Source organism: Rhizobium sp. KNZ14-9A (assembly GCF_056755015.1).
This window is the reverse complement of the sequence record NZ_JBPGXB010000002.1, coordinates 3,725,075-3,737,530: the sequence shown is the minus strand read 5'-3', so window position 1 is coordinate 3,737,530 and position 12,456 is coordinate 3,725,075. Positions and strand designations below refer to the sequence as shown.

Below are 12,456 nucleotides of genomic sequence, written 5' to 3'. Positions count from 1 at the left end.
AATGACCGGAATTATGCAGGGTAAGCGCGGCCTCATCATGGGCGTCGCAAACAACCATTCTATCGCCTGGGGAATTTCGAAGGCGCTCGCTGCCCAGGGCGCCGAGCTGGCTTTCACTTTCCAGGGAGATGCGCTTGGCAAGCGCGTCAAGCCGCTTGCAGCCGAAGTCAATTCCGATTTTCTTCTGCCTTGCGATGTCGAGGACATCGCTTCGGTCGACACGGTCATCGACACGATCAAGGAGCGCTGGGGCAAGCTGGATTTCATCGTCCATGCCATCGGCTTTTCCGACAAGAATGAACTGAAGGGCCTCTACGCCGATACGACGCGCGAGAACTTCAGCCGCACTATGGTCATCTCCTGTTTCTCCTTCACGGAAATCGCCAAGCGCTGTGCGCCGCTGATGGAAGATGGCGGCACCATGCTGACGCTGACCTATAACGGCTCCACGCGCGTCATCCCGAACTACAACGTCATGGGCGTCGCTAAGGCTGCTCTGGAAGCTTCCGTGCGCTATCTGGCTGCCGATTACGGTCCGCGCGGCATCCGCGTCAACGCTATCTCGGCAGGCCCGATCCGCACGCTCGCCGGCGCTGGCATTTCCGATGCCCGTGCCATCCTGTCGTGGAACCAGCGCAATGCACCGCTGCGCAAGACCGTGACTATCGATCACGTCGGCAGCTCCGCGCTGTACCTGCTTTCGGATCTCTCGATGGGCGTGACGGGCGAAATCCACTTCGTGGATGCCGGCTACAACATCACCTCCATGCCGACACTGGAGACGCTGCGCAAGGCAGACGTCGAGTAAGGCCGGACAAGGCTTAAAAAGAAAAGGCGGCCATCGGCCGCCTTTTTTATTTACGTGCCCACAACACTTTGAAGCGGGCATTGCGGCAGGTTTCGCCGCTATCCTTGAAATGCTCCGCAAGCACCGGCTCATAAGGCAGGCCGCGATTAGCCACCAGCATCAGCCGCCCGCCGCCGCGCAGCGAAGAGGCCGCCGTTTTGATCATTGCCTGTCCGAGTGAGGGCTCAGCCGCATGGCCCTCATGAAAGGGCGGGTTCATGATGACGAGATCGTATTTGTCTCGCACCTGCTCGCCCGCCAGATCGTGCCAGAAGAAGCGCACAGGCGCGTCCGGGCAGTTCTCCGCCAGATTGGCCTTGGCGACCTCCAGGGCCTCGTAGTTGGCCTCGTAGAGGTCAAGGCGGGCAAGGTTAGGAGACTTCTGTGCAAGTTCGGCGGAGAGATAGCCCCAGCCGGCGCCGAAATCGGCCGCATCGCCGGTAAAATCGGTCGGCAGGCGCGAGGCGAGAAGCTGCGAACCGGCGTCAAGCCGGTCATGCGAGAACATGCCGGGCGAGGCAATGAAGCGGCCGTCGACGCGAACCGGCGACTTGCCGAACTTCGCAACGATCTCGCTGACATCGGCCGGCCGGCCGAACCAGAAGGCGACGCCATGATATTTCGGCATATGCTCGGTATCGAGGCCGAAACCTTCCACACGCTTGCGCAGCGGCTGGATGCCGTCTTCCTTGCCGCCGGCGACGACGATCAGCCCACCGGCCTTCACGCGGGAAAGGGCAGCGGCGATATTGGCTTCGTTTTCGCCCTTGTGCTTGGTGCAGAGCACGAGCGCTGCGTCATAGTCTTCACCGTCGATCTCCGGCTTCGCCTCGATGCGCTGCGCCAGAAGCTGCCTGTAGAGCGGCTTGAAGCCCTGTACGGCCTCCAGGGACGCGGCAAAGCCCTCAGGCAGGGCGAAGCCCGCCTCTGCGCCGAGGAAGAGCACGCGCTCGCCTTCGCCTGGCGGCGCGACGGTTTCGCTGGCAAAGGGGTGGAAAAGGGTTTTCAGCGTCTCGCGGCTCATGATCTGGTCCCGTCATCTGGAGCAATTCCAGGAAACTGCGCAGCGGTTTTCGTCCGCAATTGCGCAAAGGTCGAATACAAAAAGGGCGCGGAAACAGTCCCGCGCCCGGATATCAGCGGAGAAGGCGCGGCTTATTCGGCCGCTTCATCCTTCTTCTTGTCGCCCTTTTCAGCAGCCGGGATTTCCTGGCCGGTGGCCTGGTCGACGACCTTCATGGACAGGCGAACCTTGCCGCGTTCGTCGAAGCCGAGCAGCTTGACCCAGACCTTATCGCCTTCCTTGACGACGTCCTGGGTCTTCGCGACACGCTCGGAAGCAAGCTGCGAGATGTGGACGAGACCGTCACGGGCGCCGAAGAAGTTGACGAAGGCGCCGAAATCGGCGGTCTTGACAACAGTGCCTTCGTAGATCTGGCCGATTTCCGGCTCGGCGACGATCGAGTGGATCCACTTGCGGGCCGCTTCGATTTCCTTGCCCGAGGAGGAGGCGATCTTGACGGTACCGTCGTCCTCGATATTGATCTTCGCGCCGGTCTTTTCGACGATTTCGCGGATGACCTTGCCGCCGGAGCCGATGACTTCGCGGATCTTGTCGACCGGAATATTCATGACTTCGATGCGCGGAGCGAATTCGCCGAGCTGGCCACGGCTTTCGGTGATGGCCTTCGCCATTTCGCCGAGAATGTGGGCGCGACCACCCTGGGCCTGGCCAAGAGCGACCTTCATGATCTCTTCGGTGATACCGGCGATCTTGATGTCCATCTGCAGCGAGGTGATGCCGTCAGCAGTACCTGCCACCTTGAAGTCCATGTCGCCGAGGTGATCTTCGTCACCGAGAATGTCGGAGAGGACGGCGAAGCGATCGCCTTCGAGGATCAGGCCCATGGCGATACCGGCAACCGGCTTGGCAAGCGGAACGCCTGCGTCCATCAGAGCGAGCGAAGTGCCGCAGACGGTAGCCATCGAGGACGAGCCATTCGACTCGGTGATCTCGGAGACGACGCGCAGCGTGTAGGGGAACTGTTCGGCGGAAGGCAGCATCGGGCGAATTGCGCGCCATGCGAGCTTGCCATGACCGATTTCACGGCGACCCGGGGAGCCCATGCGGCCGGTTTCGCCAACCGAGTAGGGAGGGAAGTTGTAATGGAGCAGGAAGCGCTCCTTGTACATGCCCGTCAGGCTGTCGACATACTGCTCGTCTTCGCCGGTGCCGAGCGTGGCAACCACGATCGCCTGCGTTTCACCGCGGGTAAAGAGCGCCGAACCATGCGTGCGCGGCAGAAGGCCGACTTCGGATACGATCGGACGAACGGTTTCGAGGTCGCGACCATCGATGCGGCTCTTGGTGTCGAGGATGTTCCAGCGGACGATCTTGGCCTGCAGGTGCTTGAAGATCGCGCCGACTTCTTCGGCCGTGTAGCGGGCTTCGCCCTCTTCCGGGAGGAAGTGCGCCTTCACCTTCGCCTTGACGGCGTCGACGGCGGCGTAGCGGTCGGCCTTCTGGGTGATCTTGTAGGCTTCGCGAAGTTCACCTTCGGCAAGGCCGAGCATTTCGGATTCGAGAGCGGAGTAGTCTTCCGGCTGGAAGTCACGCGGTTCCTTGGCGGCAACTTCAGCGAGCTTGATGATCGCGTCGAGAACCGGCTGGAAGCCCTTGTGGCCGAACATGACGGCGCCGAGCATGACGTCTTCCGGAAGCTCCTTGGCTTCGGATTCGACCATCAGGACGGCATCGTAAGTGCCGGCGACGACAAGGTCGAGGCTCGATTCATCCATCTCGTCGAGATGCGGGTTGAGAACGTATTCGCCATTGATGTAGCCGACGCGTGCGCCGCCGACCGGGCCCATGAAGGGAACGCCTGATAGCGTCAGCGCAGCGGAGGTTGCAACCATGGACAGGATGTCCGGGTTGTTCTCGAGGTCGTGTTGGATGACGGTGACGACGACCTGCGTGTCGTTCTTGTAGCCTTCCGGGAAGAGCGGACGGATCGGGCGGTCGATCAGGCGGGAAACGAGGGTTTCGTTTTCGCTCGGGCGACCTTCGCGCTTGAAATAGCCGCCGGGGATCTTGCCGGCTGCATAGGTCTTTTCCTGATAGTTGACCGTCAGCGGGAAGAAGTCCTGGCCGGGCTTCGGCGCCTTGGCGGAAACGACGGTCGCGAGAACCACGGTTTCGCCGTAGGTGGCGAGTACAGCGCCGTCAGCCTGACGGGCGATCTTGCCGGTCTCAAGCTTGAGCGGGCGGCCTGCCCACTCGATTTCTACTTTATGTGTATCGAACATGTCTTGTCCTTCAATGCAGCCAACGCGCCGTCTCCGTGAGGAGCAGCATAGCGTCGACCACAATCAGTGTGACGCATCACGGGCAAGACAACGGGAAGCTTCGAGCGGACGATTTCCCTCGGGAAATCGGGCCAAAGCTCTTGTGAAACTCTGGCCGAAAGCATCCGGCAATCCTGCCCCATGACAGGTCAACGGTTGGTTTGGCAGATCCGGCCCATCCGGAACTGCCGTCTTTCCATTCACACAGATAGCGCGCGCCTGGAAAATGTCATCGGGAGACGCACTCCCGGAAAAACAATCGGCGGGCGAAGCGCTTCGCCCGCCGAAAAATCATTAGCGGCGGATACCCAGGCCGTTGATCAGCTTGGTGTAGCGGCCTTCGTCCTTCTTCTTGAGATAGTCAAGAAGCGAGCGGCGGCTGGAAACGAGCGTCAGCAGACCACGGCGGGAATGGTTATCCTTCTTGTGGTCCTTGAAGTGTTCGGTCAGGTTGTTGATGCGCTCGGTGAGGATCGCAACCTGTACTTCCGGCGAACCAGTGTCGCCCTCGGTGGTCGCATATTCCTTGATCAGCGCAGCCTTGCGCTCAGCAGTGATCGACATCGGACAATCCTTTCGTTGAGAGGAGTTTAAGTCGCCAAAAGCCGGGATGTCGTCCAGCCTTGGCCGCGAATGCAATCGGGGATACCCAGATGCTGGCGCTGCCTATAAACCAAATAAGCAGCGTTGGAAAGAGGGCACCAGTAGCGGTTTCAGCGCCCCGCCATGGCGTCCCGGATCATCGCGTCGTATCCTTCGGGATCCTGCAGCATGGCGAAATGGCTGGCATCCTTCAGGATGACGAGTTTTGCGCCTGGAATTTCCTTCGCCATCATCTCTGTATGGTCGAGCTTTACGGCCTCGTCATGATCGCCGATGGCGAGCGTGATCGGCACCGTGATCTTTCCGAGATCCGCTGCCGTCCAGGCAGGCTGTGTCGCCCACATTTCCGAGATTTGTTTGACGAAGGCGTCGTATTCGTTCGGCGTCGGCGACAGCTTTTTGTAATATTCGCCGGCGACATTGATGTAGTCGTTGAAGGTCTTGTTGCTCATGACGTCGGACTTCACGCCGTCGGTCGTGACATTTGCCGCCTGGGCGATGACGCGCGTGAGCTTCTCCGGATGTTTCATCGCCATGTCGATGCCGATGATGCCGCCGTCTGACCAGCCGACCAGCGTCACCTTGTCGATTTTCAGATAGTCGAGAAGTGCTACATAATCCGATGTCATCAGATCATAGCCGAAGGGCTGCTGGCTGCGCGTCGAGCGCCCATGCCCGCGGCTGTCAGCGACAATGACAAGGTGATCCTTGGCGAAATCGGCGACCTGATGGCCCCAGACATCGGCATTTCCAAGCCCGCCGTGGATGAAGAGGATCGGGTCGCCCTCGCCATATTCGGCGTAATACATCCTGATGTCGTTGACTTCTGCCATGCCGCTCGCCTTCGGCGCCGACATGGAAGGAAAGGCCGGAAGTTCGGCCCAGCGCTCGCCAGATTGAGCGATCGTAACCGTGAGAAACAACGAAAAGAACGTCAGTATTCCCAAAGCGATTTTGCGCATATTCTTCCCCCTATGACGGGCCGTTATGGCCCGCCGGGAAACATATCGCATCGCCTATTTCTGGCAATGCCGCTATTTGCAACTTTCAGGCGAAAACGCGCTTCGGCCGGAATTCACCCTGTCCGATCTCGCCGATCGCGATCAGCCTGCCCCGGGCCGTCGCATAGGCCTCGCTTTCGGCAACCGGCGCGTCGCGGCCGCGCACCAGGATAGGGTTGCCCATTTTCAGCCGGTGCGCCTGATCATCGCTGACAACAAGGTGCGGCAGGGCCGACAGCGCTTCGCAGGTATCGATCAGCAGTGCGTCGAGGGCGGCAAGACGCTCATCCATGTCTTCGATCTCTTCGAGCGCAGTGAGCTTTGCAAGCGGCACCATCGTCTCTTCCGCAAAGGGCGCGACGAAAGTTCTGCGCAGGCCGGAAACATGACCGTAGCAGCCGAGTTCGCGGCCGAAATCGCGGGCAAGCGCCCGCACATAGGTGCCCTTGCCGCATTCCACCTCGAAATGCGCGGTATTGTCATCCGGGCAGGCGAGAAGCGTGAGGCGATGAATCTCGACCTCGCGTGAGGGGATCTCGACCGCCTCGCCGTCGCGCGCCAGATCGTAGGCGCGTTCACCGGCGATCTTGATCGCGGAAAACTGTGGCGGAACCTGGCTGATCGTGCCGATATATTTCGGCAGGATATCGCGGATCTGCTGTTCGCTCGGGCGCTTGTCGGAGTTCTGCGTAACCTCGCCCTCGAGGTCGTCGGTCGCCCGTTCCTCACCCCAGCTCACCGTGAATTCGTAAATCTTGCGGCCGTCCATCACATAGGGAACGGTCTTGGTGGCATCGCCGAGCGCGATCGGCAGCATGCCCGATGCCAATGGATCGAGTGTGCCTGCATGGCCGCACTTCTGCGCCTTGAAGAGCCACTTGATTTTGGAAACGGCTTCCGTCGAGCCGAAATCCACCGGCTTGTCGAGGATCAGCCAGCCGGAAATCGGGCGGCCCTTGGGTTTGCGTGGTTTGGACATCAGTTTCTTCTGTTATTCGTCGTCATTGTCGAGATCGCGGCTCACTTCGGGCGAGCGCAGCAGGTCGTCGATCTTCTTGTAATTGTCGAAGCTGGTATCGTCGCGGAAGCGCACTTCCGGCATGTATTTCATCTGCCGGAGCTGCGGTCCGAGCCGGCCGCGGATGAACTTCGCATTGCGGTTCAACGCGTCGATGACGATCGTATGGTCGGAAACGCCGAGCGGCGTCACATAGGCCGTCGCGATCTTGAGGTCGGGCGACATGCGCACTTCGGAGATCGAGATCACGGTCGCCTCGATGATGTCGTCGCGCACTTCGCCACGCTGCAGCACCTGGGTGATTGCTGCGCGAACCTGCTCGCCGACGCGCAGCATGCGCTGCGACGGTGCCGAGGATGTGGGTCTTGTTGCCATTGTTCTTTATCCCAAAAGGATCGGGCGCCGGACTGGATGATCCGGCGCCCGTCCAAGATTTCAATCGTCGCCCGATCAGAGCGTGCGCGTGATGTGCTCGACGCGGAAGCACTCGATGACGTCGCCGACACGCATGTCTTCGTAGTTCTCGAAGGCCATACCGCACTCCTGGCCCATCGGTACTTCAGAGACTTCGTCCTTGAAGCGCTTGAGGGTCTTGAGCTTGCCTTCGTGCACGACGACGTTGTCGCGGATGAGGCGGACACCCGCGCCACGCTCGACCTTGCCTTCGACGACGCGGCAACCCGCGACCTTGCCGACCTTGGTGATGTTGAACACCTCCAGGATCTCGGCATTGCCGATGAAGGTCTCGCGACGTTCCGGCGAAAGAAGACCCGACATCGCTGCCTTCACGTCATCCACGAGGTCGTAGATGATGTTGTAGTAGCGGATCTCGATCCCCTCACGTTCGGCGAACTGGCGTGCCTGCGCATTCGCACGCACGTTGAAGCCGATGATGGCAGCGTTCGATGCTTCGGCAAGCGAGATGTCGGACTCGGTGATACCGCCTGCGCCCGAATGAACGATGCGGGCACGAACCTCGTCGGTACCGAGCTTGTCCAATGCGCCGGCAATCGCTTCGATCGAGCCCTGCACGTCGCCCTTGATGACCAGCGGGAATTCCTTCACGCCGGTGCTCTGGAGCTGCGTCATCATCTGTTCCAGCGAACCGCGCTGTCCCGACAGGCGGGCAGCCGCCTTGTCGCGGGCGAGACGCTGACGATACTCCGAGATTTCGCGGGCGCGGCTTTCATTCTCGACGACGGCAAACTTGTCACCTGCCTGCGGCGTGCCGGAAAGACCGAGAACCTCGACCGGGGTCGCGGGACGGGCTTCCTTCACATGGTCGCCCTTATCGGTGACCAGGGCGCGCACGCGGCCCCAGACGTCACCGGCAACGATGATCTGACCCGGACGCAGTGTGCCCTTCTGGACAAGCACTGTCGCAACCGCACCACGACCGCGGTCGAGCTGGGCTTCGATGACAGTACCTTCAGCCGTCCTGTTCGGATTGGCCTTAAGGTCGAGAATTTCGGCCTGCAGCAGGATCGCTTCGAGCAGCTTATCGAGGTTCTTGCCGGTCTTGGCCGAAACTTCGACGTCGAGCACTTCACCGCCCATGGATTCTACGAAGACTTCGTGCTGCAGAAGCTGGTTGCGAACCTTCTGCGGATCGGCCTCGTGCTTGTCGACCTTGTTGATCGCCACGATGATCGGAACACCGGCCGCCTTGGCGTGGTTGATGGATTCGATCGTCTGCGGCATCACGCTATCGTCAGCCGCGACCACAAGGATCGCGATATCGGTAGCCTGCGCACCGCGGGCACGCATCGCCGTAAAGGCTGCGTGGCCGGGAGTATCGATGAAGGTGATCTTCTGGCCGTTCTGTTCCACCTGATAGGCGCCGATATGCTGCGTGATGCCACCGGCTTCGCCGGAGACCACGTTGGCATGGCGGATAGCGTCGAGCAGCGAGGTCTTGCCGTGGTCGACGTGGCCCATGATGGTGACGACAGGCGGGCGCGAAACCAGTTCGCCCTGCTCGTCGGACACATTGAAGATGCCGAGTTCGACGTCGGATTCGGATACGCGCCTGACCGTATGGCCGAATTCACCGGCAATGAGTTCAGCGAGGTCGGCGTCGATGACGTCGCCCGGCTTCATCATCTGGCCTTCCTTCATCAGGTACTTGATGACGTCAACGGCACGTTCAGACATGCGCTGCGACAGTTCCTGAATGGTGATGGTTTCGGGCAGTACGACCTCGCGGGTGATCTTCTCGCGCGTCTCCTGCATCTGGCTGCGGCGGAACTTTTCCTGCCGGCGGCGCATGGCCGAAAGCGAACGCCCGCGTGCATTGCCGTCGTCATCGACGTTTGCGGTGGTAACGGTCAGCTTGCCGCGGCGGCGGTCTTCCTCGCTCTTCGGGCGGGTTGTCACCGGCTTTGCGGGCTCCGGACGAACCGGGCGGCCACGGACCGGACCGCTGCGCGAAGCACCGCGGTCTTCCTCTTCGCCTTCATTACGGCGACCACGCACACCTGCCGGTGCGCCTGGCGCAGGCCGGGCGGTTGAGGGCGACGGAGCGGTTTCCGGACGGCGAGCGGCCGGCGCGGCTGCCGGCTGCTGCGGACGAGGAGTTTCAACACGTGCTTCCACTGCAGGAGCGGCAGGTGGTTCGGCCAGGGCTGCTGCTGCGGCCTCCGCCTGGCGTACGGCCTCTTCTGCGGCGCGCAGCTTGGCTTCCTCCGCTTCGGCGGCCTGGCGTACGGCCTCTTCTGCCGCGCGGCGCTTTTCTTCCTCAGCACGACGGATGGCGTCCTGCGCGTCACGGGCTTGCGCATCGGCAAGCGCGCGGCGACGGGCATCCATTTCCTCAGGCGAAAGGTGGTTCAGCACCACGGGACGTGGACGATCCTGCTGACGCTGCGGCTGGTAGGATTGCTGCGGACGCTGGCTTGTCTGCTGCGGGCGCTGGTTGTTCTGGCCACCAGGCTGTTGAATGCGCGGGGCCGGAGCCGACTGCTGCGGGCGCGCCTGCACAGGCGCCGGCGCCGGTTCAGGCGTGCGCACCGGAGCTACGGGAGCAGGTGTCATCGGCTTTTCGTCTTCAGGGCGCATCGGGCGCCGCTTGCGGGTCTCGACGACGACCGCCTTGGTGCGACCGCGACCCATATCCTGGCGAACGGTACCCTGGCTCATTCCTGATGGTTTCAGGGTGAGGGTTTTCTTCCCCGTTGCGCTGATTGTCTTGTCGTCGTTGCTATCGGTCATTCGTTCCCGTTCCTTCGGACAGGGAACGATGAAGCCATCAGACCCTGTCAATCACATACAATCGATCAATGATATTGCGGCCGGCTTCCGCCGGTGACCGCATCATTGTTTTTGCTGGCCAGCGCCGCCCGGTGCCCGGGACTGACCGCCGTTACGGTACTGTTCGAGCATCTTTGCGCGCTTCACTACACCTTCACCCGCCTGCCCTGCAAGCACTGCGGCATGGATAAAAGCATTCTGGCCCATCACCCCTTCCATTTCGCTCTCCGAGAAGAGACGGAAGGAAGGTATTTCTTCCTCGGTTTCCATTCCGAGGTGCCAGGCCTTGCGAGCCTGGTCTATTTTTCTCACGCCATCGGCGGCTGCATCCGTCGAATGGAACACTGCAAGCGCAGCCCCGCTGCGTATTGCGGCATCCACCTTGGCCGAGCCAGTGACGAGCTGGCCCGCCTTGCGCGCCATATTCATCATCTGCAGAAGCTGCTGCAGAAACAGCCGCTCCACCCGCTCGGCGAGGTCGTCGGCTGCCTTGACATCGGCCTTGAGAGCGCGGGCGAAGAGCTTCTTCGCCACCGCCCTCTCGACCAGCGACCGGTCGATCTTCACCCAGCAGCCGCGTCCCGGCAGCGTGCGCTTCAGATCCGGCACCACCGTCCCGTCAGGGGCGGCCACGAAGCGGATCAGCTCATCCGGCGATCCGCTTTCGCGTGTTGCGATGCACATGCGGCCGTTCACGTCGTAACCTGCAAGATCATCGTCCTCAGGAGATGTGTCCGGCGTCAGTGTCATTATGCGTCCTGCTCGGTCGCATCGGCTTCGACAGCCTCAGCGTCCTTCGCAAGGTCTTCTTCAGTAATCCAGCCGGCGAGCAGGCGGGCCTGCACAACCATCTGTTCGGCTTCTACACGCGAAATGTCGAACTTCGAGAACAGGCCCTCGAACTTCTTCGTTTCGCCATTCTTGCGTTCGGTCCAGCCAACGAGATCGTCGGCCGCGCAGCCTGCGAAGTCCTCGATCGTCTTAATACCGTCTTCGCCGAGCGCGACCATCATCTGGGCAGTTATGCCGTCGATCTGGCGCAGCTCGTCGGCAACGCCGAGAGCCTTGCGCTTCTCGTCCATTTCCGCCTCGAGCTTCTCGAGGAATTCGCGGGCGCGGGTCTGGATTTCCTGCGCGGTGTCTTCGTCGAAACCGTCGATCGACGAGATTTCGTCGAGATCGACATAAGCCAGTTCCTCAACAGCGGCGAAGCCTTCCGAAGCCAGAACCTGGCCGACCATCTCGTCGACATCGAGCGCGTCCATGAAGAGGTTGGTGCGCTCGTTGAATTCCTTCTGACGGCGCTCGGACTCTTCGGCTTCCGTCATGATGTCGATGTCCCAACCCGTCAGCTGCGAAGCCAGACGGACGTTCTGGCCGCGGCGGCCGATGGCGAGCGAAAGCTGCTCATCCGGAACGACCACTTCGATGCGTTCAGCATCTTCGTCGAGAACGACCTTTGCGACTTCGGCCGGCTGCAGGGCATTGACGACGAAGGTCGCCGGGTCCTGCGACCAGGGAATGATGTCGATCTTCTCGCCCTGGAGCTCGCCGACGACGGCCTGGACGCGCGAACCACGCATACCGACGCAGGCGCCGACCGGATCGATCGAAGAGTTGTTCGAGATCACGGCGATCTTGGCGCGCGAACCCGGGTCGCGGGCAACCGACTTCACCTGGATGATGCCGTCGTAAATTTCCGGCACTTCCATGGTGAAGAGCTTCACCATGAACTGCGGATGCGTGCGCGACAGGAAGATCTGCGGGCCGCGCTGCTCGCGACGGACATCATATACGTACGCACGGACGCGATCGCCATAGCGAACATTCTCGCGCGGGATCATTTCGTCACGGCGGATGATGCCTTCACCGCGGCCGAGGTCGACGATGACATTGCCATATTCGACGCGCTTGACCGTTCCGTTGACGATTTCGCCGACACGATCCTTGAATTCGTCGAACTGGCGGTCACGCTCGGCTTCGCGCACCTTCTGCACGATAACCTGCTTGGCCGACTGTGCGGCGATGCGGCCGAAATCCATCGGCGGCAGCGGATCGGCGATGAAGTCGCCAATGGCGGCGTCCGGATTGCGGTCGCGGGCCAGTTCCAGCGGGATCTGCGTGGAATAATCTTCGGCCTTCTCGACGACTTCGAGCAGGCGCTGAAGACGGATTTCGCCGGTCTTCGGGTTGATGTCGGCGCGGATATTGGATTCGGTACCGTAACGGGAACGCGCCGCCTTCTGGATGGCATCGGCCATCGCGGCAAGCACGATCTCGCGGTCGATGACCTTTTCGCGCGCCACAGCATCTGCGATCTGCAGAAGTTCGAGCCGGTTTGCACTGACTGCCATTGTTGTGTTTCTCCGTCCTTGACTACCCGGGTTCCCGTC

At 61.2% G+C, this 12,456-nt stretch carries 10 protein-coding genes; 1 reads left to right on the top strand and 9 read right to left on the bottom strand.

Annotation, left to right across the window (positions count from 1 at the left end):
* Nucleotide 1 precedes the first annotated feature (1 nt).
* Nucleotides 2-808, top strand: a complete 807-nt coding sequence (gene fabI / locus ACR9ZQ_RS25395) for an enoyl-ACP reductase FabI (RefSeq protein WP_310379927.1) — start codon at nt 2-4, stop codon at nt 806-808.
* 46 nt (nt 809-854) lie between these two features.
* Here the strand turns inward: fabI and ACR9ZQ_RS25390 are convergent, their stop codons facing one another.
* From ACR9ZQ_RS25390 to nusA, 9 genes are all read right to left on the bottom strand, one after another.
* Entirely contained in the window at nt 855-1,871 is a 1,017-nt protein-coding gene (locus tag ACR9ZQ_RS25390; protein ID WP_481428989.1) for a class I SAM-dependent methyltransferase, read from the bottom strand.
* A 131-nt stretch (nt 1,872-2,002) separates the two neighbouring features.
* The gene (gene pnp, locus ACR9ZQ_RS25385) at nt 2,003-4,153 is read right to left on the bottom strand and encodes a polyribonucleotide nucleotidyltransferase (RefSeq protein ID WP_007814154.1); all 2,151 of its coding nucleotides are present in this window, start codon (nt 4,151-4,153) and stop codon (nt 2,003-2,005) included.
* A gap of 333 nt (nt 4,154-4,486) precedes the next feature.
* Complete coding sequence (rpsO, locus tag ACR9ZQ_RS25380; RefSeq protein WP_007817719.1) at nt 4,487-4,756, bottom strand: 30S ribosomal protein S15; 270 nt, start codon at nt 4,754-4,756, stop codon at nt 4,487-4,489.
* A 149-nt stretch (nt 4,757-4,905) separates the two neighbouring features.
* Nucleotides 4,906-5,757, bottom strand: a complete 852-nt coding sequence (locus ACR9ZQ_RS25375) for an alpha/beta fold hydrolase (RefSeq protein ID WP_310379920.1) — start codon at nt 5,755-5,757, stop codon at nt 4,906-4,908.
* 85 nt (nt 5,758-5,842) lie between these two features.
* Nucleotides 5,843-6,775: a tRNA pseudouridine(55) synthase TruB gene (gene truB, locus ACR9ZQ_RS25370; RefSeq protein ID WP_481428988.1), complete on the bottom strand. Its 933-nt coding sequence runs from the start codon at nt 6,773-6,775 to the stop codon at nt 5,843-5,845.
* A gap of 12 nt (nt 6,776-6,787) precedes the next feature.
* A complete protein-coding gene (gene rbfA / locus ACR9ZQ_RS25365) occupies nt 6,788-7,189 on the bottom strand; it encodes a 30S ribosome-binding factor RbfA (protein WP_310379915.1) in 402 nt (133 codons plus the stop codon).
* Nucleotides 7,190-7,264: 75 nt separating this feature from the next.
* Nucleotides 7,265-10,024: a translation initiation factor IF-2 gene (gene infB, locus ACR9ZQ_RS25360; RefSeq protein WP_481428987.1), complete on the bottom strand. Its 2,760-nt coding sequence runs from the start codon at nt 10,022-10,024 to the stop codon at nt 7,265-7,267.
* A gap of 102 nt (nt 10,025-10,126) precedes the next feature.
* Nucleotides 10,127-10,813: an RNA-binding protein gene (locus ACR9ZQ_RS25355; protein WP_113320488.1), complete on the bottom strand. Its 687-nt coding sequence runs from the start codon at nt 10,811-10,813 to the stop codon at nt 10,127-10,129.
* Nucleotides 10,813-12,417: a transcription termination factor NusA gene (gene nusA, locus ACR9ZQ_RS25350; protein ID WP_481428986.1), complete on the bottom strand. Its 1,605-nt coding sequence runs from the start codon at nt 12,415-12,417 to the stop codon at nt 10,813-10,815. Before nusA ends, ACR9ZQ_RS25355 begins: the two co-directional genes overlap by 1 nt.
* Between the last annotated feature and the right edge of the window lie 39 nt (nt 12,418-12,456).

Coding starts and splice junctions, on each gene's coding strand:
- fabI (WP_310379927.1), top strand. CDS start 2: ATGACCGGAATTATGCAGGGTAAGCGCGGCCTCATCATGGGCGTCGCA.
- ACR9ZQ_RS25390 (WP_481428989.1), bottom strand. CDS start 1,871: ATGAGCCGCGAGACGCTGAAAACCCTTTTCCACCCCTTTGCCAGCGAA.
- pnp (WP_007814154.1), bottom strand. CDS start 4,153: ATGTTCGATACACATAAAGTAGAAATCGAGTGGGCAGGCCGCCCGCTC.
- rpsO (WP_007817719.1), bottom strand. CDS start 4,756: ATGTCGATCACTGCTGAGCGCAAGGCTGCGCTGATCAAGGAATATGCG.
- ACR9ZQ_RS25375 (WP_310379920.1), bottom strand. CDS start 5,757: ATGCGCAAAATCGCTTTGGGAATACTGACGTTCTTTTCGTTGTTTCTC.
- truB (WP_481428988.1), bottom strand. CDS start 6,775: ATGTCCAAACCACGCAAACCCAAGGGCCGCCCGATTTCCGGCTGGCTG.
- rbfA (WP_310379915.1), bottom strand. CDS start 7,189: ATGGCAACAAGACCCACATCCTCGGCACCGTCGCAGCGCATGCTGCGC.
- infB (WP_481428987.1), bottom strand. CDS start 10,024: ATGACCGATAGCAACGACGACAAGACAATCAGCGCAACGGGGAAGAAA.
- ACR9ZQ_RS25355 (WP_113320488.1), bottom strand. CDS start 10,813: ATGACACTGACGCCGGACACATCTCCTGAGGACGATGATCTTGCAGGT.
- nusA (WP_481428986.1), bottom strand. CDS start 12,417: ATGGCAGTCAGTGCAAACCGGCTCGAACTTCTGCAGATCGCAGATGCT.